This window comes from Sporichthya brevicatena, from assembly GCF_039525035.1.
Taxonomy (GTDB): domain Bacteria; phylum Actinomycetota; class Actinomycetes; order Sporichthyales; family Sporichthyaceae; genus Sporichthya; species Sporichthya brevicatena.
Genome location: NZ_BAAAHE010000015.1, coordinates 122,286 through 148,794, shown reverse-complemented (window position 1 = coordinate 148,794; position 26,509 = coordinate 122,286). Strand labels below are relative to the sequence as shown.

The following is a 26,509-nucleotide window of genomic DNA, read 5'->3' as shown; positions in this document are numbered from 1 at the left end:
CGACGACCGGTCTTCAGGGAGGGGTGCGGGTTGCTGTACTGGTTCCTCAAGCATCTCGCGCTCGGGCCGTTGCTGCGGGTGCTCTACCGCCCGTGGGTGGAGGGGCTGGAGCACATCCCCACCGACGGCCCGGCGATCCTCGCCAGCAACCACCTCTCGTTCTCCGACTCGTTCTTCCTGCCGCTGGTGGTGCCGCGCCGGATCACGTTCGTGGCCAAGGAGGAGTACTTCACCGGGACGGGCCTCAAGGGCCGGTTCAGCGCGGGGTTCTTCCGCGGGGTCGGCCAGATCCCGATGAACCGCTCCGGCGGGACCGCCTCCGACGCCGCCCTCAACGCCGGCCTGGAGGTCCTGCGCCGCGGCGAGCTGTTCGGCATCTACCCCGAGGGCACCCGCTCCCCGGACGGCCGGCTGTACCGCGGCCGGACCGGCGTCGCCCGGCTCGCGCTGAAGGCGGGCGTCCCCGTCCTGCCGGTCGCGATGGTCGACACCGAGAAGATCCAGCCGCCGGGGAAGGTGATCCCGAAGATCGCCCGCGTCGGGGTGAAGATCGGACCGCCCCTGGACTTCTCCCGCTACGCCGGGCTCGAGGACGACCGCTTCGTCCTGCGGTCCGTCACCGACGAGCTGATGTACGAGCTGATGCAGCTCTCAGGCCAGGAGTACGTCGACATGTACGCGAGCGCGGCCAAGGAGGCGCAGGCGCGGCCGTCGACCTGACGGGTCTTCAGGCCAGCAGGTCGAGGACCAGAGCCGCGGTCCAGGAGAACTCCGTTGTCCCCGCCCCGGTGCCGGTGTCGGCGTCGTAGTACTCGCGGAATCCCTCGGCGCGGACGGCGTCGAGCAGGCCCTGACGCAGCGCCTCGGCGCGGGCGTAGTCGCGGTGGCGGCGCAGGCCGCGGATCACCAGCCACGTCGTGTTCGCCCAGGACGGACCCCGCCAGTAACGCTGCGGGTCGTAGTCCGGGCTGGTGCGGTCGAGCGTCGGCAGCAGCGCGCCCGCGAAGCCGGGGCCGTCGAGGTGTGCGCGGGTCCGGACGGCCGCGTCGGCCGGCACCCCGGGCGCGAGGAGTGGGACGAGACCGGCGACCCCGGGCACGGGGACGCGGCGGTCGGTGCGGACGTCGCGGGGGACGAACAGGCCGAGGTCGTCGTCGAAGAGGCGCTCGGTGAGGGCCGCCCCGAGCGCGGTCGCGCGCTCGGTGTGCCAGCACGAGTTGGCGCCGACGACGGCGGCGATGCGGGCGAGGGCCTCCTCGGACCAGGCGAGCACCGCGTTGAACAGCGGGTCCTCGACGACGAACCCGTGGCCGGGCAGCAGGTCGACGTCGGAGTAGCCGCGGTCCCGGTAGCGGGTCGCGAGGTCGATGTAGGCCGCGTAGTCGGCGTCGCCCGGCCGCTGCGTCGCCGGGACGTGGTGCAGGTCGGCGCGTGCGGTGGGCACCGTGGCCCCGGCGGCGCAGATCGCGGCGACCGCCTCGTCCCAGGCCGGGTGGTTGTCCATCCCCGACTCCCAGGGGTGGACGATCGCGGCGAGACCGGCCCCGCCGAGGTCGCGGGCGGTCAGCAGGTAGTCGTGCCAGGCGCAGAGCGGCTCGTACATCCGGCGGAGGAAGTCCGCCGCGGCCGCGCGGTCGCCCGCGCGCCGGTAGATCTCCCAGGTCGCCTGCGCGTGCACCGGCGGCTGGACGATGCCGGACGTCGCGCGGCGCGGGAGCACCGGCGCCCCGGGCGCCCAGAACCGCGGGCCGGGGAAGTACGCGTCGGCCGGGGTGTCCGGGTCGAAGACGATGTGCGGCACGCGGCCGTCGCGCCACTGCGCGCCGAACAGCGTCGCGAGTTCGAGCTGGGCGCGGTGCTGGTCGACGTGGGCCAGCCCGATCGCGACGAACGCCGAGTCCCAGCTCCACTGGTGCGGGTACAGCCGCGCCGAGGGCACCGTGTGCCGGCCCCGCCAGTTCGCCGCCAGCACGGCCCGCGCGGCCGCGGCCAGGTCGGTCCCGACCGGCAGGGCGGTCGTCGCGGCGGGCAGAGTCTCCATGACCAGACGGTAGGGACGCCCACCGCCTCCCGCGGGGCGATTTACCGAAGGGATGACGTCCCGTAGCGCGCCGTGTCGGCCCGCGCGAGGGCTGACACGGCCCCCGTGCGGGACGTCATCCCGGGGGAGTCAGTCAGGCGGTGGCGGTGGCCCAGCCCCGGGCGCGGCGGACGGCTTCGAGCCAGCGGGCGTAGCCGGCGTCGTCCCGGGGGCCGGGTTCGAAGCGGCGGTCCAGTCGCCAGGTCCGGGCCAGTTCCTCCCGGGTCGACCACACGCCGGCGCCGAGGCCGGCGAGGAACGCCGCGCCCAGGCCGGTGGTCTCGAGGATCTCGGGACGCTGGACCGGCACGCCGAGCTCGGTCGACTGCAACTGGCAGAGCAGGTCGTTGGCTGCGGCCCCGCCGTCGACGGTGAGCACCGGGACCTCGAGACCGGCGGCCGCCGTCATGACCTCGATGACGTCGCGGACCTCGTAGGTGATCGCCTCCAGCGTCGCGCGGACGAGGTGGGCGCGCGTGGTGCCGCGGGTGATGCCGACGATCGTCCCCCGGGCGTCCGGGTCCCAGTGGGGGGCGCCGAGGCCGGTGAGGGCGGGGACGAACACGACGCCGCCGGAGTCCGGCACGGTGCCGGCCACCGCCGTCGTCTCCGACGCCGAGGAGATGATCCCGAGGCCGTCGCGCAGCCACTGGACCGCGGCGCCGGTGACGAAGATGGCGCCCTCGAGCGCGTAGGTCAGCGAGCCGTCGGGGTCCTGCCAGGCGACGGTGGTGAGCAGCCCGGCGTCGGAGCGGACCAGGTCGGACCCGGTGTTGATGAGCAGGAACGACCCGGTGCCGTAGGTGCACTTGGAGTCGCCGGGGGAGTAGCAGGCCTGGCCGAACAGCGCCGCCTGCTGGTCGCCCGCGATGCCCGAGATCGGGACGTCGAGGCCGAGGAACTCCTCCGGGTCGGTGCGGCCGATCTCGCCGAACGACGGGACGACCTCCGGCAGCGCTCCGCGCGGGACGCCGAGCAGTTCGCACAGCTCGTCCGACCACGCCCCGGCGCCGATGTCGTACAGCAGCGTCCGGGACGCGTTCGAGGCGTCCGTGGCATGCACCTGACCACCCGTCAGGCGTGCGATCAGGTAGGAGTCGACGGTCCCGATGGCGAGGGAGCCGTCCCGGACTCCGTCCCAGGTGCGGGTGTCGTGCTCGGTGAGCCAGGTCAGCTTCGTCCCGGTGAAGTACGGGTCGAGGCGCAGGCCGGTCAGCTCCGCGACGCGGGGTTCGTGGCCGGCCTCCTTGAGGCGGTCACAGATCGCGGTCGTCCGCCGGTCCTGCCAGACGATCGCCGGCCGGGGGGAGCGCAGCCGCTTGCGGTCCCACAGCACGGCGGTCTCGCGCTGGTTCGTGATGCCGACGCACACCACCGGGTCGACGCCGGCCGCCGCGGCGGCGTCGAGGGCGTCGCGACACGCGCGCAGCGTCGCCTGCCAGATCTCCTCGGGCACGTGCTCGACCTGACCGGGCGAGGGGAAGTGCTGGGGGAACTCGGCGTAGCCGCGCGCGGCGACCCGGCCGTCGGGGGTGACCACCAGGGCGGTGACCCCGGTCGTCCCTGCGTCGATCGCGAGTACAGCCATGGCGCAGACCCTAGGGTGATCACGAGGCCCGCGCCGGGATCCGCCCGGCGACGAGCCCCACCGCGAGTTCCGCAGCAGCGAGGAGGCACCGATGGCCGATCTGACCCGGGCCCGCAGCTCGGTGCGCACGGCCGTGGTGTGGGAGGCCCTGCGTCCCGCGCTGGACGACCTGCTGGCCGACCCGCGGGGCGGCGGCCGCACCGAGCTCGAGGTCCTCGACGTCGGTGGCGGCACCGGCGGGTTCGCGGTGCCGCTGGCCCAGTCGGGCCACCGGGTGACCGTTCTCGACCCGAGCCCGGACGCCCTGGCCTCGCTCGGGCGCCGCGTCGCCGAGGCAGGCGTGGCCGCGCAGGTCCGGGCCGTCCAGGGCGACGCCGACAACCTCGCCGCCGTCGCCGCGCCGGGGTCGTTCGACCTGCTGCTGTGCCACGGGGCGCTCGAACACACCGACGACCCGGCCGCCTCGCTGGCCGCGGCCCTGGCGACCCTGCGGCCCGGGGGTGCGCTCAGCCTGCTCGCCGCCAACCGCAACGCGGCCGTGTTCGCCCGGGCGATCAGCGGTCACGTCGTCGGGGCCCGGCACGCGCTGGAGGACCCCACCGGCCGCTGGGGCGCCTCCGACCCGCTCCCGCGCCGCTTCGCCCCGGACGACCTGGTCGCGATGCTGGAGGCCGCCGGCGCCCGCGTCCTCGCCATCCACGGCGTCCGCGTGTTCTCCGACCTCGTGCCCAGCGGGGTCGTCGAGGGCGAGGCCGCCGCCCGGGAGGACCTGGTCGCGCTGGAGTCCGCCGTCGCCGAGCTCCCGGCGTTCCGCGCCATCGCGACCCAGCTGCACGTCCTCGCCGTCCGGCCCTGAGGCCCCGCTTTCGGCTCGATTTCGGCGCGTTTCGGTGTGGTGCGGCAAAGATCTCTGCGCCATCCGAGGGCGGATCTGCACGGTCGGGTTACAACCGCGGGGTTCGCTGCTTATCCTGGCGGGTACGCGGCAGCCGTGGGGTGGCTGCCCAATAGGAGGATTCCGTGCCGCTCTCCGACCACGAGCAGCGCCTGCTCGAGCAGATGGAGCGGGCCCTCTACGCAGAGGACCCGAAGTTCGTCTCCTCGCTGCGCGGCACTGACCTGCGCTCGCACTACCGGCGCCGGGCCCTCGCGTCCGCAGTCGGTTTCCTCCTCGGCGTCGCCCTGCTGATGACCGGTGTGGTCTCCACGATCTGGATCGTGGGGATTCTGGGCTTCGTGCTCATGCTGGCCTCCGCGCTGTTCGCGGTGACCAGCTGGCGCAAGGTCTCCGGCAGCGCCGAGCCGGTCCGCTCCAACGTGACCCCGCTCAAGGGCCGGTCGAAGGGCCGCCCGAAGGGCCCGAAGCGCGGCATGACCGAGCGCTTCGAGGACCGCTGGCGTCGCCGGCGCGAGGAAGGTCGCTGACCGCTCCTCCCCGGGCCTGACCGCCCGAGCGCACCACCTGGATCTCCGAGAGCCCCGGCCGCACCGGCCGGGGCTCTCGCGCGTCCCCGCCCGCCCCGTGCACTGGAGATGTCATCTCCAGTGCAGGGGGAGCGTGCTGTGCAGTGGAGATGTCATCTCCACGGGGGTGGGGGGTTGTGCACTGGAGATGTCATCTCCAGTGCAGGGGTGGGACGGGGGATGGGTCAGGCGCGGCGGAGGCGGAGGGTCCGCAGGACGGACCGGCGGGCCGCGACGGCGCGCTCCCGGGTCCGGAGGGCGGCGCGGCCCAGGAGGGTCGCCAGCGACCGGGGGAGGAACGTCGCCCGAAGACGCCGCTGTCGGCCGGCGGTCTCGCCGAGTTCGCGGCGGACGTCGTCGACGGCGGTCCGGAGGTCGTCGCGGCTCGGACCGGCGGGGGCGCCGGTGCCGCTCGGGGCGTAGCGGACCCGCTCGACGTACTGGGTGATCATCGCCAGCGCGTCGGCGGCACGGGGGCCGAGCTTGCCGTCGCCGACGAGCTCCGCCGAGGTCTGCCGGGGGGTCCGGGCCTCGGGCCAGGTGTAGCCGAGGTCGACGGTGCTGTCGCGCAGTTCGGCCCACGCCCACTCGGCGGCGGCCCCACCGGCCGCAGCGGTGCCGGCCAGGGCCCAGCGCCGGCGCCGGACGGCCTCGCGGGCGGCCCAGGGCACGAGCAGGAGGACGAGACCCAGCAGGACCGGCAGGACCCACTTCAGCCAGCCCCAGCCGCCGCCGGAGCTCGAGGTGAGGTCGGTGTCGTCCGGGGGCGGCGGGAGCTCGGTGCAGGGCACGTCGGGGTCGGGCGGGCACGCGGTGGAGGTGGGTGCGGCCGCCGGGTCCGGCGGGGCGGTGGCTCCGGGCGCGTCGGTCGGCTGCGGGTCCGGGGTGGCCTCCTCGACCGGGCCCTCGTCGCCGCCGGGGGTCTCGGTCTCCGGCTGCGGAGCGAGCCAGTTCGGCACGTCCGGGTTCGACTGGGCGCTGCCCGGGGTCGGTTCGAAGCGCGTCCAGCCGACGCCGGGCAGGTACAGCTCGGGCCAGGCGTGGGCGTCGTGGGCGCTGATGATGCGGCTGCCGTCGGCGGCCGGGGCGCCGGGGGTGAACCCGACGTTCACGCGGGCGGGGATGCCCAGGTGCCGTGCCATCACGGCCATCGTGGACGCGAACTGCTCGCAGTAGCCGCGGCGGTCGTTGAGGAAGGCGAGGATCGCGTCCTTGCCGGTGCCCGGCCGCTGACGCAGGTCGTAGGCGAACTCGTTCGGGTCGCGGAACCACTGCTGCAGGGCGATCGCGCGGCCGAGGACCGTGTCCGCGCCGCGGGTGACGCGCTCCGCGAGCTGCTTCACCCGGTTCGGCAGGTCGGCCGGGAGCCGCAGGTACGGCTCCAGGTAGGGCTCGATCTGGATCGCGGGCAGCACGTCGGTCGGCTGCGGGCTGACGTCGTAGCTGCGCACCGTGTAGCTCGAGCCGGAGATCTGCTTGGGGCCGTCGTGGCTGACGACGTTGCTGGTCAACGGGTCGACCCGCCAGCCGCCCTCGATCTCCAGCCGCGTGGCGGGGAACGGCATCGGGACGTAGTCGGACTCCAGCGCGTCCAGCGCCTCGACCGTCGTGGTGACCGTCGCGGTGGCCAGCGCGTCGGGCAGACCGATCGGCTTGGGCAGGCCGGTGTCGAAGCGGCGGACCTCCCGGCGCCCGGCCCGCCACTCCTCGCCGTCGAAGGTGTCGAGGGTGACGGCGCGCAGGTAGAGCTCGTCGGCGTTGACCGAGTCGGTCCGCACCCGCATGAGGTCGACGTCCTGCGGCCGGACGAGGTCGCGGCGCATGCTCACGAGCGGGTTCAGCGTGGAGATGGTGCCGCCGCCGTCGGGGTCGTTGCCGAGGCCGCCGGACCCGAAGGCGCCGTCGGACAGGCGTGGTGCGAGCGCGGGGATCACGATCGAGAGCGAGAGGACGGTGACGCCGATCCGGCGCGTCATCTGGCCGAGCTCGCCGGACGCGCGGGTGCGGGCCCCGTCGGCCCGGCCGGAGACCGCGACGCCCCAGCGCAGCAGCCGTTCGCGGCTGTCGGTGATGAGCAGCAGCAGGTATCCCAGCGCGGGCAGCAGGAACAGCGCGCCGTGCACTCCGTCGGGCAGCACCGCCGCCGGGATGATGTACAGCACCAGCAGCGGGATCCCGGCCAGGGCGGTCTGGCGCAGTCCGGCGGCGAGCAGGTCGACCACGACGGCCATCGCCGCGACCCCGGCGACGACGAGGAACGTCAGCGACTCCGACGGGGTCAGCGGCGGGGTGACGGTGTCGATCTCGGTGAACGCGGCGTCGGCGAGGTCCCCGAGCGTCCGCAGCGTCGCCTCGCCGGGCAGCCAGCCACCCTTGGCGTCGTCCGGGGCGTAGGTGGAGGTCAGGTAGACCAGCACACCGGCGACCTGCAGGAGCGGCACCGAGAAGCCGGGGAAGCGGCCGGCGCGCGCGAGGGCGCCGATCCCGAAGACCAGGACGATGCCGCCGATGCTGCGGGCGAACCACTCGTCGCCGTCGAAGACGGAGTACAGCAGCGACGTCGTGAGCACGCACGCGACGAAGCCGGCGAACGTCAGCTTGAGCGCGGTCCGCAGGTCGGTCTTCACGCGACCCCCGCCGGCCGGATGCCGGTGACGGGGCCGCCGCGGGCGACCCCGAGCCAGACGTCGGGCAGACGGTCGCCGGCCGAGACCGGGACCGCGCGCCAGCCGCCGTTGCGCAGCAGCGCGATGTTGTGCTCGAACCGGCGCTGCTCCTCGGTCCGTGCCTCGGCGCCGCCGGGGGTCCAGCTCAGTGGGCGCAGCATCAGGGCGATCGCGGTCTGCGTGCCCTGGCGGCGCCGGCCCAGGGCGGCCGCGTCGGCCTCGCTGAGGTCACCGAGGAGCGCGATCACCAGGCTGTCGCTGCCGGCCCGGTGCAGGCCGCGCAGGGCGTCGTTGAGCGTCGGGGTGTGCGAGGGCGCCAGCATGGCGAGCGCGTCGAGCAGCAGGCCCTCGACGTCGGGGGAGGGGGAGACGACGTCCGCGGCCATCCCCGCCAGCGGCTGCCCGGTCTCGGTCAGCAGGCGCAGGGAGAACCCGCGCCGGATCAGGTGGATGGACAGCGACGCGGCGGCGGAGACCGCCCACTCCAGCGAGGAGTGCAGGCCCTCACCGGCGTGCGCCTCGGCGCGGACGTCGACGAGCAGGGTCGCCTGGCTCTGCCGGGGGTGCTCCTCGCGGCGGACCATCAGCTCGCCGCGGCGGGCCGTCGAGCGCCAGTGGACGCGGTGCAGCGCGTCGCCGTAGCGGTACTCGCGCGTGCCGATGTCGTCCTCGCCGGCGGAGGGGATCGAGCTCGGGTGGCTCTCGCTGCCGCCGGTCCACTCGCCGCCGAGCACCACGAACGGCACCGGCTCGACCACCGGGATCACGATCAGGTCGTCGGTGCCGGCGTAGGAGCGGGAGATCTCGCACATGCCGAACGGGTCGGCGAGGCGCAGCCGCAGCGGCCCGATCGGGAACTTGCCGCGGACCTGGCTGCGCACCCGGTAGAAGACCTCGCGCTTGCCGCGCGGTTCGAGGCGGTCGATGACGAACCGCGGCCGCGCGCTCATGCCGCGCGGCAGGCTGTCCTCCGCGAGCAGCAGGCCGCTCGGGGCCAGCGAGGTGTTGTCGACGCGCAGGGAGACCCGGGCCTCCTCACCGGCCGGCACCCGCATCGGCTCGATGACGCGCGACGTGGAGAGCTTGTGCTGGGTGCGGAACACGACCGCCGCGCACACCAGCGGCAGGCTGATCAGCAGGATCGCGACGCGCAGGACGTCCTGCTGGCCGAGGACGAGGGCGCAGCCCAACGCGGCGACTCCGGCGACCAGGAAGCAGCGGCCGCGGAGCGTCAGCCCGGAAAATATCCGCACGGTTGCGAAAGTACCTGCCGTCGAGGTCGGCGGGGGTCGGCCGCGACGGCTCTCAGCGTCCCGGAAGCGGGACGCTGCGAACGATGTCGCGGACGATCGCCGCCGCGGTGCGGCGGGCGATCTGGGCCTCGGCCGTGGTGATGAGCCGGTGCGCGAGCACCGGCATCGCCAGGGCCTGGATGTCGTCGGGGAGCACGAAGTCGCGCCCGTCGAGCGCCGCCGCGGCCCGGGCGGCCCGGACCAGGTGCAGCGTCGCGCGCGGTGACGCGCCGAGCCGGAGCTCGGGGGAGGAGCGGGTCGCACCGACCAGGTCGACCGTGTACTGCTTCACGGCCGGCGAGACGTGGACGGACCGGACGATCTCGATCAGCTTGACGACGGTCTGCCCGTCGGTGGCCGGCTCGAGGTAGTCCAGCGGCGACGCGGCGCCGTGGTTGTCGATCATGTCGAGCTCGGCGGTCCCGTGCGGGTAGCCCATGGAGATCCGGGCCATGAACCGGTCACGCTGGGCCTCGGGCAGCGGGTAGGTGCCCTCCATCTCGACCGGGTTCTGCGTCGCCACGACCATGAACGGCGCGGCCAGCTGGTAGGTCACGCCGTCGACGGTGACCTGGCCCTCCTCCATGCACTCCAGCAGCGCGGACTGCGTCTTGGGGGAGGCGCGGTTGATCTCGTCGCCGATCACGACGTTGGCGAAGATCGCGCCCGGCTTGAACTCGAAGTCGCGGCGTTCCTGGTTGTAGATCGAGACGCCGGTGATGTCCGAGGGCAGCAGGTCCGGCGTGAACTGGATCCGGCGCACCGAGCAGTCGACCGAGCGGGCCAGCGCCTTCGACAGCATCGTCTTGCCGACGCCCGGCACGTCCTCGACGAGCAGATGGCCCTCCGCGAGGAGGACCACCAGTGCGAGCCGGACCGATTCGGGTTTGCCGACGATCACCCGTTCGACGGTCCCCCGGATGCGGCCGGCGACCTCCGGGACGCTCAGCCCCGAGCCCAGCCCTCCCGCACCGACCGGCATCGAGTAGGAGATCCCGCCTGGCGGGTCGCCGTGCGGAGCGGTCACAAATCCTCCAGGCCGTGCGTCGGTCGTGGGCAGTCATTCTCCACCCGCCGCCGCGATCTGTGGCAGGGGTTCATCGGAGACAGCGCCGACCGGGTGAGTTCACCCCCGCTCGCGCACCCCGGATTTCGGCGCCATATCGGGCTTCCCACCACGAATCGGCCCGCAACCCTCCCGGTCCCGGCCCGGCGGGCGCGAGTCGGGCCACAAAACCCCTGGTTTGGCGTTGACCGTGGAGTGAAGTGGAGTACGGTGGAGTCCAGTGGAGGAAAATGGGCTCCACGGGCGGTTGGAGGGGTGGAGAGGTGTTCCTCGGCACCCACACACCGCGGCTGGACGACAAAGGGCGGCTGATCCTCCCGGCGAAATTCCGGGACGAACTGGCGGAGGGGCTCGTGATCACGAAGGGCCAGGAGCGCTGCCTCTACATCTGGCCCGTCGCCGAGTTCGCCCGGATCGCCGAGCAGCTCCGCACCGCGCCGGTGACGTCCAAGGGGCCCCGCGACTTCATGCGTGTCCTGTACGCCGGCGCCTCCGACGAGGTGCCCGACAAGCAGGGCCGGATCACGATCCCGCCCCAGCTGCGGTCCTACGCCGGGCTGGAGCGCGAGTGCGTGGTCATCGGCGCGAACGCCCGGGTCGAGGTCTGGGACTCCGCCGCCTGGGACCGCTACCTCGCCGCCCAGGAGCAGGCCTTCGCCGACCTGTCGGAGGAGGTGTTCCCCGGTCTGATGTGACGGCCCTGATCTGCACCCCCATCTGCACCCCCGAGCACCACCCGAGCACGACCCCGAACGCCGACGTGGCGTGAGGTCTCCCCCCGCTCCAGGACTCCGGCTCACCTTCCCCGGTGCCGGAGACCGAGCGGGCGGGGACCTGGCCCCACGTCCCAGCGCCACCGACGGACCAGCAACTTCCCGCACGACCCGAGCACGACCCGAGCACGAAGGACGCGCACCGTGACCAGTAGTGGGCCTGCCGACCGGCACGTGCCGGTGCTGCTGGACCGCGTGCTCGCCCTGCTCGCGCCGGCGCTGGAGACCCCCGGCGCGGTCGTGGTCGACGCCACCCTCGGGCTCGGCGGCCACAGCGAGGCGATGCTGCGCCGGTTCGACGGCCTGCGCCTGGTGGGCCTGGACCGCGACCCGCACGCCCTGGAGCTGTCCGCGACCCGGCTGGCCCCCTTCGGCGAGCGGGTCACGCTCGTCCACGCCGTCTACGACGAACTGCCGGACGTGCTCGACCGGCTCGGGCTCCCGCACGTGCAGGGGGTCCTGTTCGACCTCGGCGTCTCCTCGATGCAGCTCGACGAGGCCGACCGCGGCTTCGCCTACGCGCAGGACGCCCCGCTCGACATGCGGATGAATCCGACGACGGGCCCCACGGCCGCGGACGTGCTCAACACTTACGACGCGAGGGATCTCGCCCGGATCCTGCGGGCCTACGGGGAGGAGAAGTTCGCGAAGCGCATCGCCGACGCCGTGGTGCGCGAGCGGGCCCGGGAGCCCTTCTCGACCTCCGCCCGCCTCGTCGACCTGATCCGTGCGGCGATCCCGGCGCCGGCCCGCCGGACCGGGGGCAATCCCGCCAAGCGGACCTTCCAGGCCCTGCGCATCGAGGTCAACGGCGAGCTCGCGGCCCTGGAGCGGGCGATGCCGGCCGCGGTCGCCGCGCTCGCGGTCTCCGGGCGCATCGTCGTCCTCACGTACCACTCGTTGGAGGACCGCATCGTCAAGCGCGTCCTCGTCGCCGGAGCCACCGCCGGCGGCCCGCTCGACCTCCCGGTCGAGCTGCCCGGCACGGCCCCCGTCCTACGCCTGCTCGCCAAGGGCGACGCACCGGACGAGGCCGAGATCGCCGCCAACCCCCGCGCCGGGTCGGCGCGGGTGCGGGCGGCGGAGAAGGTGCGGGAGGCGGCGGCGTGAGCTCCGTGCTGCAGTCCCCGCGGCCCGTGCCGCCGCGCACCACCCGGGCGGGGAGCGCCGTCCCGTCCCTGGCCGTGGTCCCCGACCGCGTGCCGCGGGCCGGGCGCGCCTCGTTCGTGATGCTGCTCCTGCTCGTTCTCTCGGGCGGGCTCGCCGCGCTGCTCGGGTTCAACACCGCGCTCGCGCAGGGCTCGTTCACGGCGAGCAAGCTCCAGAAGGAGGCCACGGCCCTCGAGGACCGCAGCCAGAACCTGGAGGAGGCGCTCGCTCGGGCGGCCGCCCCCGACCGGCTGGCGAAGGCCGCCCGGGAGATCGGCATGGTCCCGGCGCCCGGTGTCTCCTTCGTCTCCCTCGCCGACGGCACGGTCACCGACGGCGCGGTCCCGGCGCCGGCGGCCCCGAAGCCGCTGACGCCGGAGGAGCGGGCCGAGCTCGAGGCCCGGCAGCAGCTCGAGGCCGAGCAGGCCGCCGCCCGGGCCGCGCGGGTTCAGGCCCGCAAGGAGCGCGCCGCCGCGGCGGCCGAGGCCGAACGGGCGCGCATCGCGGCCGAGCAGGCCGCCGCCGCGCAGAAGGCCGCGCAGGAGAAGGCCGAGAAGGAGTGGAAGCGCAAGCTCGCCGAGCAGGAGAAGGGCGGCTCGCGAGCCGGCGGCGAGCAGGTCGTCGAACCCCCCTCGGGCTCCTGGTCCAACTGACCCGCAGAACCGAGGCTGGGAACTGACGGGGAATCAGTTCGGCCGGTTCGGCGTGGCGAACGCCCGATCAAAGCTCTGAACTGCACGATGGTGCTCGTGGGACAGGAGTGCACGTGACTGGCCGTCGGGAACCTCCGGCCCGTCGAGGCGCACCGGCGCGCAAGCCCGCCGCCCGTCAGCCCGCGCGCAGACCCGCACCCCGCACGCCGTCCGCGAGCAAGCCCGCCCGCAAGCCGCCGCGTGGTCCGCGGCGGCCCCCGCGCCGCGGGACCAAGCTGGGCAACCCCGGCCGTCGGCTGCAGGCCGCGCTGCTGTGCCTGTCGCTCGTGGTCGCGCTGCTGATCGGCCGACTGCTCCAGGTCCAGGGGTTCGAGGCGAGCAGCTACGCCGCGGTGGCACAGAACGAGCGCCTGCGGACGGTCGCCATCCCCGCGACCCGGGGTGTGATCTTCGACCGTGACGGCGACGTGCTCGCGCGCTCGGTGGAGGCCCGGACGGTCACCGCCGACCCGACGCTGATCCCCGACCCCCGCGCCTACGCACACGTGCTCGCGCCCAAGCTCGGTGTCGACGAGGAGTGGCTCGCGGGCCGGCTCGGCGACCGCCCGCGCCGCTACGTCGTGCTGGCCCGCAACATCGACCCGGACCGGTGGCGGGACATCGCCGCGACCCTCGACCCCGGCACCGGCAAGCCCGTGATGGGGATCTTCGCCGAGGTCACCAGCAAGCGCGTCTACCCGGCGGACACCCTGGCCGCGAACATTCTCGGCTTCCTCAACGCCTCCGGTCAGGCCGGCGGCGGCATCGAGCGCGAGTTCGACGCCCTGCTCTCCGGTGTCGACGGCGAACAGACCTACGAGCGCAGCAGCAACGGCGGGAAGATCGCGACCGCGGGCATCCGCAACCGCGAGCCCGTCTCCGGCCAGGACCTGCAGCTCACGATCGACCGCGACATCCAGTACGCCGCCCAGCAGGCCATCGCCGCCAAGGTGCGGGAGACGCGTGCCCAGAGCGGCACGGTGATCGTCCAGGACGTGAAGACCGGCGAGATTCTCGCCATGGCGACCGCGCCGACGTTCAACCCGAACAACCCGGGCAAGGGCTCCGACGACAACCGCGGCAACCGCGCGCTGTCCCAGATCTACGAGCCCGGTTCGATCATGAAGGCGCTGACGATGGCGGCCCTCATCGAGCAGGGCGTCGTCAAACCGACCGACAAGTTCACGGTCCCCGGCGAGCTGCGCCGCGCCGGCCACGTGCTGCACGACTCCGACCCGCACGGCACCGAACGCTGGACGCTCGCGGGCATCCTCGCGAAGTCCTCCAACATCGGCACGGTGCTGGCGGCCGACAAGCTCGACGCCCAGATCCTCCACGACTACTTCAAGGCGTTCGGCGTCGCCGAGCCCACCGGGCTGCAGTTCCCCGGCGAGAGCCGCGGTCTGCTCCCGAAGGCGGAGAAGTGGGTCGGCACGACCCGCTACACGATCCCGTTCGGCCAGGGCTTCTCGATGAACACCGTCCAGGCGGCGTCGGTCTACCAGACCATCGCCAACGGCGGCGTCCGGATCGCGCCGACGCTGGTGCGCTCCTGGACCGACGCCGACGGCGTCACCCACACGCCGCAGCCGCCGGAGGCCCGCCCGGTCGTCAGCGCGGCCACCGCGTCGACGGTGGCGAAGATGCTCGAGCAGGTCACCGCCCCGGGCGGGACCGCGCCGCACGTGAAGATCGACGGCTACCGGATCGCGGGCAAGACCGGCACCGCGCAGTTCGCCGACTCCGAGTGCAAGTGCTACCGCGGCTACACCGCGTCCTTCGCCGGGTTCGCGCCGGCGGACGACCCGCGCATCGTCGTCTCGGTGACGCTGCAGAAGCCCGTCCGCGGTCACTACGGCGGCATGCTCGGCGGTCCGGTGTTCCTCGACGTCATGACGTTCACGCTGCGGACGATGGGCATCCGCCCGACCGGCACCAAACCGGCTCGTCTGCCGCTGACCTGGTGACGGCGGGCGGTCGCCGCCTGACTACCCTGACTCGCCGTGCCCCCCTCCTCCTCGACGCCGCCTCTGCGCCCGCAGAAGTCGGTCCCGCGGACCGTGGCCGAACTGGGCACGCTGGTCGGCGCCGAGCTGCCCGATCCGGCGCAGCGGACCGTGCAGGTCACCGGCCTCACGCACGACTCCCGGCAGGTCCAACCGGGTGATCTGTACGCCGCGATGATCGGCGAGAACGTCCACGGCGCCGAGTTCGTGCGCCAGGCCGCCGAGGCCGGGGCGGTCGCGATCCTCACCGACCCGCTCGGCCGCGAGCGGTCGCGCGTCGCCGACCTGCCGGTGCTGGTCGTCTCCGACGCCCGCGCGTCGCTCGGGGCGCTGGCCGCCGCGATCTACGGCGACCCGGCGGCGGCGATGCTCACCCTCGGCGTCACCGGGACCAACGGCAAGACGACGACCGCGTTCCTGCTCGAGGCCGGACTGCGGGCCGCCGGGCGCAGCACCGGCCTGTTCGGCACGGTCGCCACCCGGATCGGGGACGAGGCGCTGCCCAGCGCCCGGACGACCCCCGAGGCACCCGACCTGCACGCGCTGCTCGCCGTGATGAAGGAGCGCAAGGTCGACGCGGTGGCCATGGAGGTCTCCAGCCACGCGCTCGACATGCACCGCGTCGACGGGATCGTGTACGACGCGGCGCTGTTCACCAACCTGTCGCAGGACCACCTGGACTGGCACTTCACGATGGAGGCCTACTTCCAGGCGAAGGCCGCGCTGTTCACCCCGGCGCACGCGAAGGCCGGCGTGGTCAACGTCGACGACCCGTACGGCAAGCGCCTGGCCGCGAACCGGCAGATCCCGATCACCACGTACTCGGCGACCGGCGACCCGGACGCCGACTGGCGTGCCGTGGCCGTCGAGCTCGGCCCGGCGTCCTCGACGTTCACGATTCAGGGCCCGAAGGGCGTCGGCACGACGGCCTCGGTCTCGCTGCCCGGTGCGTTCAACGTCGCCAACGCGCTCGGCGCGATCGTCGCGCTCGTGACCGCGGGCGTCCCGCTGGAGGACGCCGTCCGCGGCGTGGCGGAGTGCCCGGGCGTCCCCGGCCGCATGGAGAAGGTCGACGCCGGCCAGGACTTCCTCGCGGTCGTCGACTACGCGCACACCCCCGACGCGGTCGAGACCGTCCTCACCGCCCTGCGCCCGGTCGCGACCGGGCGTCTGATCGTCGTCCTCGGCGCCGGTGGCGACCGGGACAAGAGCAAGCGGCCGCTGATGGGGGAGGTCGCCGCCCGGCTGGGCGACGTCGTCGTCCTCACCGACGACAACCCGCGCTCGGAGGACCCGAAGGAGATCCTGGCCGCGGTCCGCGCCGGCGCGGAGTCCGTCGCCGCCGACGAGCGGGCCGAGATCCTCGTCGAGCACGACCGCGCCAAGGCGATCGCCCTCGCGGTCGGACGGGCGCAGGCCGGGGACGCGGTCGTCGTCGCCGGCAAGGGTCACGAGCAGGGCCAGGAGTCCGTGGACAAGCAGGGCAAGCGCGTGGTGAAGCCGTTCGACGACCGGGAGGTCCTCGGCGAGGCGTTGCTCGAGGCGCTGGAAGGCAAGGGCCAGTGATCCCGCTGTCGCTCGCCGAGATCGCGGCGGCGACGGGCGGCCGCATCGACGGTGAGGGGGCGGACCCCGGGCGGCCGGTCGACGGACCCGTCGTCGTGGACTCCCGCGAGGTCGCTCGCGGCGCCCTGTTCGTCGCGGTGCCCGGGGAACGCGTGGACGGTCACGACTTCGCGGCCGCCGCGGTCGAGCAGGGCGCGCGGGCCGTGCTCGCCACCCGCCCGGTCGGCGTGCCGGCGGTCGTCGTCGACGACACCGTGACCGCCCTCGGCAAGCTCGCCGGGCTGGTCGTGCGCCGCCTCGCGACGCCGGACGGGCTCGCGGTCGTCGGCGTCACCGGCTCCCAGGGCAAGACCAGCACCAAGGACCTGATCGCCTCCGTCCTGGAGACGGCCGGCGCGACGATCGCCCCGCCGGGGTCGTTCAACAACGAGATCGGCCTGCCGCTGACCGCGCTGCGGGCGGACCCCGGCACGCGCTTCCTCGTCATGGAGATGGGCGCCCGCGGCATCGGCCACGTGCGCTACCTGTGCGACATCGCCCCGCCGCGCATCGGCGTCGTGCTCAACGTCGGCGTCGCGCACGTCGGCGAGTTCGGCAGCCGGGAGGCGATCGCGCAGGCGAAGGGTGAGCTGGTCGAGGCCCTGCCCGCGGACGGGGTCGCCGTGCTCAACGCCGACGACCCCCTGGTCGCCGCGATGGCGAGCCGGACGACGGCCCGGGTCGTGACGTACGGGCTGGGGGACGGCCCGGGGGATGCCGCCGACGTGCGCGCCGAGGGCGTCACGCTCGTCGACGGCCGGGCCCGCTACACCCTCGTCACGCCGGCGGGCAGCGCCGAGGTCGCGCTCGGACTGCACGGCGCCCACCACGTGCCGAACTCGCTCGCGGCGGCCGCGGTCGCCCTCGAGCTCGGGCTGACGCCGGCCGCGATCGCCGCCGCGCTGACCGCGGCCACGCCCCGCAGCCGGTGGCGCATGGAGGTCACCACCCGTCCGGACGGGGTCACGGTCGTCAACGACGCCTACAACGCGAACCCGGACTCGATGCGGGCCGCGCTGGAGGCGCTGGTGGCCATCGCGGGGGAGCGGCGCAGCTGGGCCGTGCTGGGTGAGATGCGCGAACTCGGCGAGTCGTCCGCCGCGGAGCACGCCGCGGTGGGCAGGCTGGTCGCCGACATGAACATCTCCCGGCTGGTCGTCGTCGGCGACGGCGCCCGGGCCGCCCACGACGGCGCGCTCGGCGCGCGTGCGTGGGCGCAGGAGCCGGTCTTCGTCCCGGACACCGTGGCCGCCACGGCCCTGCTGGCCCGCGAGCTCGCGCCCGCGGACGTCGTCCTGGTCAAGGCCTCCCGAGCCGCGGGACTGGAGCAGGTGGCCGAGGCGCTGCTGGCCGGTGCGCACGGCGACCCGGCGGGCACCCCGGCGGGCACCGCATGAGAGGCGTCCTCGCGGCGGCCGCCGTCTCGCTGATCATCACCCTGCTCGGAACCCCGATCGCGATCCGGATCCTGGTGCGGCAGGGCTACGGCCAGCTCATCCGGGACGACGGCCCGACCACGCACCAGACCAAGCGCGGCACGCCGACCATGGGCGGCGCGGTCATCATCATCGCCGTCCTGTGCGGCTACCTGGCCGCGCACCTGGTGCTGCGGGACAAGTCCCCGACGGCACCGGCGCTGCTCGTGCTGTTCCTGATGACCGGCCTCGGGCTCGTCGGGTTCCTCGACGACTACATCAAGGTCTCCAAGCAGCGCAGCCTCGGCCTGCGCAGCAAGGCCAAACTCGCGGGCCAGTCGGTCGTGGCGCTGGTCTTCGCGATCGGCGCGCTCCGGTTCGAGGACTACCGCGGCTTCAGCCCGGCCTCGACCGAGATCTCGTTCATCCGCGACACCGGCTTCCAGCTCGGCACGATCGGGTTCATCGTCTTCGCGTACCTGATGATCGCCGCGACCTCGAACGGCGTGAACCTGACCGACGGCCTCGACGGCCTGGCGACCGGCGCCTCGGCGATGGTGGCCGGTGCCTTCGTGCTGATCGGGATCTGGCAGTCGGGCAACTCCTGCCTGCCGAACCCCGCCGTCCCGCAACCGCAGTGCTACGAGACCCCGGCTCCGCTCGACCTGGCGATCGTCGCAGCCGCGGTGATGGGCGCGTGCTTCGGCTTCCTGTGGTGGAACGCGTCCCCGGCGAAGATCTTCATGGGTGACACCGGCTCGCTCGCCCTCGGTGGCGTCATCGCCGGTCTCGCGATCACGACCCGCACCGAGCTGCTGCTGATCCTGCTCGGCGGCCTGTTCGTCCTCATCACGGTCTCGGTGATCGTCCAGGTCGGCTTCTTCAAGCTCACCAAGCGCCGCGTCTTCCGGATGGCACCCCTGCAGCACCACTTCGAACTCGTGGGCTGGCAGGAGGTCACGATCGTCATCCGCTTCTGGATCATCGCCGGCCTGTTCGTCGCCGGCGGCCTCGGCGTGTTCTACGCCGAGTGGGTTGCGGGCGTCTGATGTCCGGTGACCGCGTCGCCGGCCTGAACCGCGACGCCGACTGGTCCGGCGTCCACGTCGTGGTCGCCGGGATCGGCGTCTCGGGCTTCGCCGCCGCCGACGCCCTCCTCGGCCTCGGCGCGACGGTCACGGTGGTCGACGGCAAGGCCGATGACGTCGCGCGGGAACGCGCCGGCGTCCTCGAGGCCCTCGGCGCCACCGTGCGGCTGGGCGAGGCGGACACCCTCCCGGCCGGGGCGCACGTCGTCGTCACCTCGCCGGGCTGGAAGCCGTCGTCGCCGTTGCTGGTCGCCGCGCAGGCCGCCGGGCTCGAGGTGTGGGGCGAGGTCGAGCTCGCCTGGCGGCTGCGGCCGACGACCGGCGCCGCGCCCTGGCTCGCGATCACCGGCACCAACGGCAAGACCACGACCGTGCGGATGCTCACCTCGATGCTGAACGCCGGCGGCTTCCGTGCCGTGGCCGCGGGCAACGTGGGCACCCCGCTGCTCGAGGTCGTCATGGCCGAGCAGACCGCGGGCCAGCAGCGCTACGACGTCCTCGCGGTGGAGCTCTCCAGCTTCCAGCTGCACTGGTCGTCCTCGCTGCGCTGCCACTCCGCGGTGGTCCTCAACGTCGCCCCCGACCACGTCGACTGGCACGGCGACCTCGACGAGTACGCGAGGGCCAAGGGCAAGATCTACACGGGCGTTCAGGTCGCCTGCGTCTACAACGTCGCCGACCCGGTGACCGAGCGCCTCGTCGAGGACGCCGAGGTCGCCGAGGGCGCCCGCGCGATCGGCTTCACGCTCGGCGCCCCCGGCCTGTCGATGCTGGGTGTCGTCGACGACCTGCTCGTCGACCGCGCCTTCACCGACGACCGCCGGACCGCCGCGCTCGAGCTCGCGAACGTCGCGGACGTCGTCCCGAACGCGCCGCACAACGTCGCGAACGCCCTCGCGGCCGCGGCGCTCGCCCGCGCGTTCGGCGTCGAGCCGGCCGCGATCCGCGAGGGACTGCGCTCCTTCCGGCCGGACGCGCACCGCATCGCGGACGTCGCGACGGTCGACGGCGTCCGCTACGTCGACGACTCCAAGGCCACCAACCCGCACGCCGCCGCGGCGTCGCTGGGGTCCTACGACCGAATCGTCTGGATTGCGGGGGGCCTGGCCAAGGGCGCCACGTTTGACGAGCTCGTCGCGGGTGCCGCCGCGCGGCTGCGGGGCGTCGTGCTGATGGGCGCCGATCGGGGTGAGATCGCCGCCGCACTCGCGCGACACGCCCCGGATGTGCCCGTCCACGAGGTCGCGGCGACCGACACTGGAGCGATGGCCGCGGTGGTCGCGGCCGCGGCGTCACTCGCCGAGGCAGGGGACACCGTCCTGCTCGCCCCGGCGTGCGCGTCGATGGACATGTTCGCCAACTACGGCGAGCGCGGGGACCGCTTCGCGGCCGCCGTGCTGGAGCTGGCGGACCGTCCGGGATAGGCAGCACGAGCTTCCGGGGGAGGGGCGATGGCCGTCACGGTCGATTCGACCGGTTCCTCCCGCGGCCTGTCCGGCGTCGGCGTGGCCGCCCGGCTGCGGGCGCTCGACCGTCCGCTGACCTCGTACTACCTCGTGCTCACCTCGACCCTGCTGCTGGTCGCGCTCGGCCTGGTGATGGTGCTCTCGGCCTCGAGCGTCGAGTCGTACCGGACGTCGGGCTCGGTGTTCTCGGTCGTGCAGAAGCAGGCGATCTGGGTGTCGATCGGCCTGCCGCTGATGTGGGTGACCTCCCGGATGTCGGTGGCCACCTTCCGCCGCCTCGCGTTCCCGGGGATGGCGATCTCGCTCCTCGGTCTGGCCGCCGTGCTGCTGCCCGGCGTCGGCCACGAGGTGAACGGCAACCGGAACTGGATCCACTTCGGCGGGCCGTTCCAGCTGCAGCCCTCCGAGGCGGCGAAGCTCGCCCTCGTCCTGTTCGGTGCCACCGTCCTGGCCCGCAAGCAGCGGCTGCTGGACCGGTGGAGCCACCTGATGATCCCGCTGGTGCCGATGGCGGCCGGGGTCATCTTCCTCGTCATGCTCGGCGGCGACCTCGGGACGACGGTCGTCCTGCTCGCGATCCTGCTCGCGCTGCTGTTCTTCGCCGGGACGCCGATGCGGTTCTTCGGGTTCTTCGGCGCCTTCGCCGGCGCGCTGGTGCTCCTGCTGATCTGGACCGAGCCGTACCGGATGCGCCGGGTCACCTCGTTTCTGGACCCGTTCGCGTCCTACCACGACAGCGGGTGGCAGGGCGCGCAGAGCATCTTCGCGCTCGCCTCGGGCGGGCTCACCGGCGTCGGACTCGGGGCGAGCCGTGAGAAGTGGGGCTACCTGCCGGAGGCCCACACCGACTTCATCTACGCGATCATCGGCGAGGAGCTCGGGCTGATCGGCGCCCTCGCCGTCCTGGCCCTGTTCGCCGCGCTCGTGGTCGCCGGTTTCCGGATCGCGGCGCGCAGCCGCGACATGTTCGTCACGCTCGCCGCGTCCGCGATCACGGCGTGGATCGCGGTGCAGGCGCTGGTGAACATGGGCGCGGTGCTGGGAGTCCTCCCGATCACCGGGATCCCGCTGCCGTTGGTGTCGTACGGTGGCTCCGCCCTGCTCCCCGTGATGGCGGCGCTGGGCATGCTGCTGTCGTTCGCGAGACAGGAACCCGGGGCTCAGGCCGCGCTCGCCGCGCGCGGTCCGGGCCCGCTGCGCCGGGCCATGGCGTGGCTGGGTTTCGGGCGCTCGCCCCGCACCTGAGGGGATCGGATTGCCGCCCAAGGACCCCGCTGAGGTGTCGGTCGTCGTCGCCGGTGGCGGCACGGCCGGGCACATCGAGCCGGCGATGAACCTGGCCGACGCGCTGCGCCGCCGGCACCCGGACATCACCGTCACCGCGCTCGGCACGCCGACCGGCATGGAGAACACCCTCGTGCCCGCCCGCGGGTACGAGCTGCGCCACGTCCCGCGGGTCCCGCTGCCGCGCCGGCCGAACCTCGACCTGGTCCGGCTCCCCGCCACCCTGCGCGGGGCGGTCCGGGCCGCGGGCCAGGTGCTCGACGACGTCGGCGCCGACGTCGTCGTGGGGTTCGGCGGCTACGTCTCCGTCCCGGCCTACCTCGCAGCGCGCAGGCGCAAGCTGCCGATCGTCGTGCACGAGGCGAACGCCCGGCCCGGCGTCGCCAACCGCCTGGGGGCGCGACTGACCCCGTTCGTCGCGGTCACCGCCCGCGCCGACGACCTGCGCGGCGCCCGCCTCATCGGGATCCCGCTGCGCCGCACGATCTCCACGCTCGACCGGGGGGCCACCCGCGCCGAGGCGCGCCGGCACTTCGGACTCGAGGAGGACCGGCCGACGCTGCTGGTCTTCGGCGGTTCGCTGGGGGCGCGGCGGCTGAACGAGGCGGCGACCGGCGCCGCCGCGGCCCTGCGCGCGGCCGGCATCCAGGTCCTGCACTCGGTCGGCCGCGAGCACGCCGAGTCGATCTCGGTCCCGGCCGAGCCCGGGCAGGCGCCGTACGTGGTCGTGCCCTACCTGGAGCGGATGGACCTCGCCTACGCCGCCGCCGACGTGGCCCTGTGCCGAGCCGGCGCGATGACGTGTGCGGAGCTCGCGGCGGTCGGCCTGCCCGCCGTCTACGTCCCGCTGCCGATCGGCAACGGTGAACAACGGCTGAACGCCCTGCCCGTCGTCGAGGCGGGCGGCGGCATCGTGGTGGAGGATTCCACCGTGAGCGCCGCCTGGATCGCCGAGAACGTCGTGCCGCTGCTCGGTGACCCGGCGCGCGTCACGGCCATGGGAGCGGCGGCCGCCGCGCACGGTCGCCGCGACGCCGACGAAGCCCTCGTCGACCTCGTCCTGGAGGCCGTCGCCTCCCGGCCGGCCGGCGCCGACCACCGCAGTGCCGATGACCGCAGCGTGGGGGAGAAGTGATCGACATCCCGGACCGGATCCCGGCCGCCGAGGAGCTCGGCAAGGTCCACTTCGTCGGCATCGGCGGCGCCGGCATGTCCGGCATCGCCCGGATCCTGCTCGCCCGCGGCGTGTCCGTCTCCGGCAGCGACGCGAAGGACTCGACGGCGCTCGCGGCGCTGCGGGCCCTCGGCGCCACCGTGTACGTCGGTCACGGGGCCGAGCAGATCGGGGCGGCCGACACCGTCGTCGTCTCGACCGCGATCCGGGAGTCCAACCCCGAACTCGCCGCGGCCCGCGCCGCGGGCAAGCTCGTCCTGCCCCGGGCCGCCGCGCTCGCCTCGGTGATGTCGGGCCGCCGCGCGGTCGCCGTCGCCGGGACGCACGGCAAGACCACGACGACCTCGATGCTCACCGTCGCCCTGCAGCACTGCGGGGCCGACCCGTCGTTCGCGATCGGCGGCAGCCTGAACGAGTCCGGCGCGAACGCCCACGACGGCAGCGGCGACGTGTTCGTCGCCGAGGCCGACGAGTCCGACGGCTCGTTCCTGCTCTACCGGCCGGACGCGGCGATCGTCACCAACGTCGAGGCCGACCACCTCGACCACTACGGCACCGCCGAGGCCGTCGAGGACGCCTTCGTGAAGTTCAGCGGCCGCATTGCGCCCGACGGCTTCCTCGTCGTGTGCGCCGACGACCCCGGCTCCCGTGCGCTCGGGCTCGCCGCGGCCGCGAACGGCGTCGACGTGCGCACCTACGGTCTGGCCGAGGACGCCGACGTGCGCCTCGAGGGCCTGACCGTGACCTCCGGGGGCGGGTACGCGTTCGACTCCGTCGCCAAGGGCCGCCGCCTCGGGGCGATCGAGCTCCAGGTGCCGGGCGCGCACAACGCGCTGAACGCCGCGGCCGCGCTCTCGGTCGGCATCGGGCTGGGGTACTCGGCCGCCGACCTGCGCGAGGGCCTGAGCGGTTTCACCGGCACCCGCCGGCGCTTCGAGCTCAAGGGCACGCGGGCCGGCGTCCGCGTCTACGACGACTACGCCCACCACCCGACCGAGCTCGAGGCCGTCCTCAAGGCGGCGCGCGAGGTGGCGCTCGGTGGCCGGCTCGTCGTCGCCTTCCAGCCGCATCGTTACTCGCGCACCGCGGCGTTCACCAAGGAGTTCGGCACGGCGCTCGGCCTCGCGGACTCCGTGGTCGTGATGGACGTCTACGCGGCGGGGGAGGACCCGATCCCCGGCGTCAGTGGCGCGGCCGTCGCGGCCGCGGTGCCCCTGCCCGCCGGCGACGTCGTCTTCGAGGCGTCCTGGACGCAGGTCGCGGCCCGGCTCGCCGAGCGCGCCGGTGTCGGGGATCTCGTGCTCACGCTCGGGGCCGGTGACGTCACGATGATCGGGCCGGAGGTCCTGGAGTTGCTGGGGCCCGCGTGACCCCCGCCGCCCGCCCGCCCTCGTCCCGCCCGCCGGTCTCGCGTCCCGCCGGCGGACGCACGATCCCGCGACCGTCCACCCCGGCGGCCGCGGCGGCCGAGGCTGCTCGCTTCGCCGAGCGGGCCCGGCAACGCCGCCGGACGCGCTGGATCCGCACGGGCATCGGCGTGCTGGTCGCGGCCGTGGTGCTCGCCGCCGGGTGGGTCGTGCTCTTCTCGGACGTGCTCGCGGTCCGGTCGGTCCAGATCGCCGGGGTCAAGCGCCTCAGCGTCGGACAGGTCGAACGTGTGGCGCAGGTGCCGGAGGGGGAGCCGCTGGCCCGGCTCGACACGGCGGCGATCGCGGCGCGCGTACGGACGCTCCCGCAGGTCGCGGACGTCGACGTCTCCCGCAAGTTCCCCAGCACGGTGAAGATCTCGGTGACCGAGCGCACGCCGGTGGCGGTGCTCGACACCCCCGAGGGCCGGCGGCTGGTCGACGCCGAGGGCGTGGCGTTCGCGCCGGCCGGGGACGCGGCGAAGCGGTTCCTGCTGGTGAAGAGCTCGAACTCGGCGCTGACGCCCGCGGACCTGAAGGCGATCCAGGCCGTCGTCGCCGCGCTCCCGGAGACCATCCGCGAGAAGGTCGAGTCCGTGCAGGCCGACACGACGGCGGACCTCACCGTCAGCCTCGACGGCGGCCGGGAGATCGTCTGGGGCGCTCCCGACCAGACCGAGTTCAAGGTCCGCGTGCTCGACGTCCTGTGGCGGGAGAAGTCCACCCGCGGCGCGAAGCGCTACGACGTCAGCGTCCCCGAGGCCCCCACCGTCAAGCGCTGACCCGCGCGGCCCGGGGACGGGTGGGTGACGGCCGTCACCAGTTCTGATGCAGCGTCAGTTTTAAGCGACGCGACACGCCACGGATGTCCTAGGTGCGGATGTGCGCCCGCCCTACCTTCATGTCCATCGCAGGTTGACATAACTCTAAACCTCTAGTTGAGGTGGAGGGTTGAGGGAGGGCCTGCGGACCGAGACATCAGCACCACCCAGCACCACCCAGCGCACGATCAGAAATTTCCGACGCGAGAGGCACCGACCGTGGCAGCTCCGCAGAACTACCTCGCAGTGATCAAGGTGGTCGGCATCGGGGGCGGTGGCGTCAACGCCATCAACCGCATGATCGAGGTCGGCCTCAAGGGCGTCGAGTTCATCGCGATCAACACCGACGCTCAGGCCCTGTTGATGAGCGACGCCGACGTCAAGCTCGACGTCGGTCGCGAGCTCACCCGGGGCCTCGGCGCCGGCGCGAACCCCGAGGTCGGGCGCAAGGCCGCCGAGGACCACCGCGACGAGATCGAGGAGGTGCTCCGCGGCGCCGACATGGTCTTCGTGACCGCCGGCGAAGGTGGCGGCACCGGCACCGGTGGTGCCCCGGTCGTCGCGAACATCGCGCGTTCGCTCGGCGCTCTGACGATCGGTGTGGTCACCCGCCCGTTCAACTTCGAGGGCCGCCGCCGCAGCACGCAGGCCGAGGACGGCATCTCGCGGCTGCGCGAAGAGGTCGACACCCTCATCGTCATCCCGAACGACCGGCTGCTCTCGATCAGCGACCGCCAGGTCTCGGTGCTCGACGCGTTCAAGTCGGCCGACCAGGTCCTGCTCTCCGGTGTCCAGGGCATCACCGACCTGATCACGACGCCGGGTCTGATCAACCTCGACTTCGCCGACGTGAAGTCGGTCATGAGCGGCGCCGGGTCCGCCCTCATGGGCATCGGCTCGGCCCGCGGCGAGGACCGCGCGATCGCGGCCGCCGAGGCGGCGATCTCCTCGCCGCTGCTGGAGGCGTCGATCGACGGCGCCCGCGGCGTCCTGCTCTCGATCTCCGGTGGCAGCGACCTCGGCCTGTTCGAGATCAACCACGCCGCCCAGCTCGTCGCGGAGGCCGCGCACCCCGAGGCGAACATCATCTTCGGTGCGGTCATCGACGACGCCCTCGGCGACGAGGCCCGCGTCACCGTCATCGCGGCCGGCTTCGACGGCGGTGAGCCGCAGAAGTACCGCGAGCCCACCAAGCGTCCGGAGACCGCGCCCGCCGAGGGCGCCGCCCCTGCGGCGACGTCCGAGGAGAGCCCCGCCGAGGCCGAGCCGGAGCGCATCGGCACCCTCGGCGAGGTCCCGCGCCAGGGCGGTGCCCCGGTGCCGGCCCCGGTCGCGCGGCCCGCGGGCGACTCGCTCGACGACCTCGACGTCCCGGACTTCATGAAGTAGGCCACGGATTCTCGGGCCAACCCCCCGGCGGCCCGAGAAGGACCGAAACCCGGAGCGCATCCCTGCAGGCGACACCCGCGCAAGC

The 26,509-nt window shown here is 73.8% G+C and carries 21 protein-coding genes; 16 read left to right on the top strand and 5 right to left on the bottom strand.

All coding sequences use genetic code 11. The annotated features are described in order from the left end of the window. The first annotated feature begins 30 nt into the window (after positions 1-30). Positions 31-720, top strand: a complete 690-nt coding sequence (locus ABD401_RS10680; protein ID WP_344604451.1) for a lysophospholipid acyltransferase family protein — start codon at positions 31-33, stop codon at positions 718-720. Between the two features lie 7 nt (positions 721-727). On the opposite strand, the gene ABD401_RS10675 is transcribed toward ABD401_RS10680, so the two are convergent. After that, the gene (locus ABD401_RS10675; RefSeq protein WP_344604449.1) at positions 728-2,041 is read right to left on the bottom strand and encodes an MGH1-like glycoside hydrolase domain-containing protein; all 1,314 of its coding nucleotides are present in this window, start codon (positions 2,039-2,041) and stop codon (positions 728-730) included. Positions 2,042-2,174: 133 nt separating this feature from the next. Continuing rightward, positions 2,175-3,668 carry a glycerol kinase GlpK gene (glpK, locus tag ABD401_RS10670; protein WP_344604447.1) on the bottom strand — a complete coding sequence of 498 codons (1,494 nt, stop codon included), beginning with the start codon at positions 3,666-3,668 and terminating at the stop codon, positions 2,175-2,177. Between the two features lie 91 nt (positions 3,669-3,759). Here glpK and ABD401_RS10665 point away from each other — a divergent pair, with 91 nt between their 5' ends. After that, the gene (locus ABD401_RS10665) at positions 3,760-4,524 is read left to right on the top strand and encodes a methyltransferase domain-containing protein (protein WP_344604445.1); all 765 of its coding nucleotides are present in this window, start codon (positions 3,760-3,762) and stop codon (positions 4,522-4,524) included. Positions 4,525-4,688: 164 nt separating this feature from the next. Next, complete coding sequence (locus ABD401_RS10660; RefSeq protein ID WP_344604443.1) at positions 4,689-5,093, top strand: DUF3040 domain-containing protein; 405 nt, start codon at positions 4,689-4,691, stop codon at positions 5,091-5,093. Between the two features lie 224 nt (positions 5,094-5,317). Here the strand turns inward: ABD401_RS10660 and ABD401_RS10655 are convergent, their stop codons facing one another. Genes ABD401_RS10655 through ABD401_RS10645 form a run of 3 tightly spaced genes read right to left on the bottom strand, consistent with a single transcriptional unit; the run spans position 5,318 to position 10,072 of the window. Then, positions 5,318-7,759, bottom strand: a complete 2,442-nt coding sequence (locus ABD401_RS10655) for a transglutaminase TgpA family protein (RefSeq protein WP_344604441.1) — start codon at positions 7,757-7,759, stop codon at positions 5,318-5,320. After that, on the bottom strand, positions 7,756-9,051 hold the full coding sequence (locus ABD401_RS10650) for a DUF58 domain-containing protein (protein ID WP_344604439.1): 1,296 nt from the start codon (positions 9,049-9,051) through the stop codon (positions 7,756-7,758). Before ABD401_RS10650 ends, ABD401_RS10655 begins: the two co-directional genes overlap by 4 nt. A gap of 52 nt (positions 9,052-9,103) precedes the next feature. Beyond that, on the bottom strand, positions 9,104-10,072 hold the full coding sequence (locus tag ABD401_RS10645) for an AAA family ATPase (protein WP_344604483.1): 969 nt from the start codon (positions 10,070-10,072) through the stop codon (positions 9,104-9,106). A gap of 347 nt (positions 10,073-10,419) precedes the next feature. Here ABD401_RS10645 and mraZ point away from each other — a divergent pair, with 347 nt between their 5' ends. The 13 genes from mraZ (at position 10,420) to ftsZ (ending at position 26,424) form a co-directional block, all read left to right on the top strand. Then, positions 10,420-10,851, top strand: coding sequence for a division/cell wall cluster transcriptional repressor MraZ (mraZ, locus tag ABD401_RS10640; RefSeq protein ID WP_344604437.1), 432 nt, complete (start codon positions 10,420-10,422; stop codon positions 10,849-10,851). Between the two features lie 222 nt (positions 10,852-11,073). Then, a complete protein-coding gene (rsmH, locus tag ABD401_RS10635) occupies positions 11,074-12,039 on the top strand; it encodes a 16S rRNA (cytosine(1402)-N(4))-methyltransferase RsmH (RefSeq protein WP_344604435.1) in 966 nt (321 codons plus the stop codon). Further along, complete coding sequence (ftsL, locus tag ABD401_RS10630) at positions 12,036-12,731, top strand: cell division protein FtsL (RefSeq protein ID WP_344604433.1); 696 nt, start codon at positions 12,036-12,038, stop codon at positions 12,729-12,731. Before rsmH ends, ftsL begins: the two co-directional genes overlap by 4 nt. Before the next feature lie 113 nt (positions 12,732-12,844). Beyond that, positions 12,845-14,737, top strand: coding sequence for a peptidoglycan D,D-transpeptidase FtsI family protein (locus ABD401_RS10625; protein ID WP_344604431.1), 1,893 nt, complete (start codon positions 12,845-12,847; stop codon positions 14,735-14,737). Positions 14,738-14,773: 36 nt separating this feature from the next. Further along, a complete protein-coding gene (locus ABD401_RS10620; protein ID WP_344604430.1) occupies positions 14,774-16,342 on the top strand; it encodes a UDP-N-acetylmuramoyl-L-alanyl-D-glutamate--2,6-diaminopimelate ligase in 1,569 nt (522 codons plus the stop codon). Further along, complete coding sequence (locus tag ABD401_RS10615) at positions 16,339-17,778, top strand: UDP-N-acetylmuramoyl-tripeptide--D-alanyl-D-alanine ligase (RefSeq protein ID WP_344604428.1); 1,440 nt, start codon at positions 16,339-16,341, stop codon at positions 17,776-17,778. The genes ABD401_RS10620 and ABD401_RS10615 overlap by 4 nt, the downstream gene beginning before the upstream one ends. After that, entirely contained in the window at positions 17,775-18,845 is a 1,071-nt protein-coding gene (gene mraY, locus ABD401_RS10610) for a phospho-N-acetylmuramoyl-pentapeptide-transferase (RefSeq protein ID WP_344604426.1), read from the top strand. Before ABD401_RS10615 ends, mraY begins: the two co-directional genes overlap by 4 nt. Next, positions 18,845-20,308 carry a UDP-N-acetylmuramoyl-L-alanine--D-glutamate ligase gene (gene murD / locus ABD401_RS10605; RefSeq protein ID WP_344604424.1) on the top strand — a complete coding sequence of 488 codons (1,464 nt, stop codon included), beginning with the start codon at positions 18,845-18,847 and terminating at the stop codon, positions 20,306-20,308. Before mraY ends, murD begins: the two co-directional genes overlap by 1 nt. A gap of 27 nt (positions 20,309-20,335) precedes the next feature. Next, complete coding sequence (ftsW, locus tag ABD401_RS10600) at positions 20,336-21,595, top strand: putative lipid II flippase FtsW (RefSeq protein ID WP_344604422.1); 1,260 nt, start codon at positions 20,336-20,338, stop codon at positions 21,593-21,595. 34 nt (positions 21,596-21,629) lie between these two features. Then, positions 21,630-22,769: an undecaprenyldiphospho-muramoylpentapeptide beta-N-acetylglucosaminyltransferase gene (gene murG, locus ABD401_RS10595; protein WP_344604420.1), complete on the top strand. Its 1,140-nt coding sequence runs from the start codon at positions 21,630-21,632 to the stop codon at positions 22,767-22,769. Beyond that, on the top strand, positions 22,766-24,178 hold the full coding sequence (murC, locus tag ABD401_RS10590) for a UDP-N-acetylmuramate--L-alanine ligase (protein ID WP_344604418.1): 1,413 nt from the start codon (positions 22,766-22,768) through the stop codon (positions 24,176-24,178). Before murG ends, murC begins: the two co-directional genes overlap by 4 nt. Next, entirely contained in the window at positions 24,175-24,996 is an 822-nt protein-coding gene (locus ABD401_RS10585) for a cell division protein FtsQ/DivIB (protein WP_344604416.1), read from the top strand. Before murC ends, ABD401_RS10585 begins: the two co-directional genes overlap by 4 nt. Before the next feature lie 258 nt (positions 24,997-25,254). Continuing rightward, a complete protein-coding gene (gene ftsZ / locus ABD401_RS10580) occupies positions 25,255-26,424 on the top strand; it encodes a cell division protein FtsZ (RefSeq protein WP_344604414.1) in 1,170 nt (389 codons plus the stop codon). The last annotated feature ends 85 nt before the right edge of the window (positions 26,425-26,509 follow it).

Bases quoted from the DNA above. Each gene is read 5' to 3' on its own strand.
- mraY (WP_344604426.1), top strand. From the start codon at position 17,775: ATGAGAGGCGTCCTCGCGGCGGCCGCCGTCTCGCTGATCATCACCCTG.
- ABD401_RS10645 (WP_344604483.1), bottom strand. From the start codon at position 10,072: ATGCCGGTCGGTGCGGGAGGGCTGGGCTCGGGGCTGAGCGTCCCGGAG.
- ABD401_RS10665 (WP_344604445.1), top strand. From the start codon at position 3,760: ATGGCCGATCTGACCCGGGCCCGCAGCTCGGTGCGCACGGCCGTGGTG.
- ftsW (WP_344604422.1), top strand. From the start codon at position 20,336: ATGGCCGTCACGGTCGATTCGACCGGTTCCTCCCGCGGCCTGTCCGGC.
- glpK (WP_344604447.1), bottom strand. From the start codon at position 3,668: ATGGCTGTACTCGCGATCGACGCAGGGACGACCGGGGTCACCGCCCTG.
- ABD401_RS10675 (WP_344604449.1), bottom strand. From the start codon at position 2,041: ATGGAGACTCTGCCCGCCGCGACGACCGCCCTGCCGGTCGGGACCGAC.
- murD (WP_344604424.1), top strand. From the start codon at position 18,845: ATGTCCGGTGACCGCGTCGCCGGCCTGAACCGCGACGCCGACTGGTCC.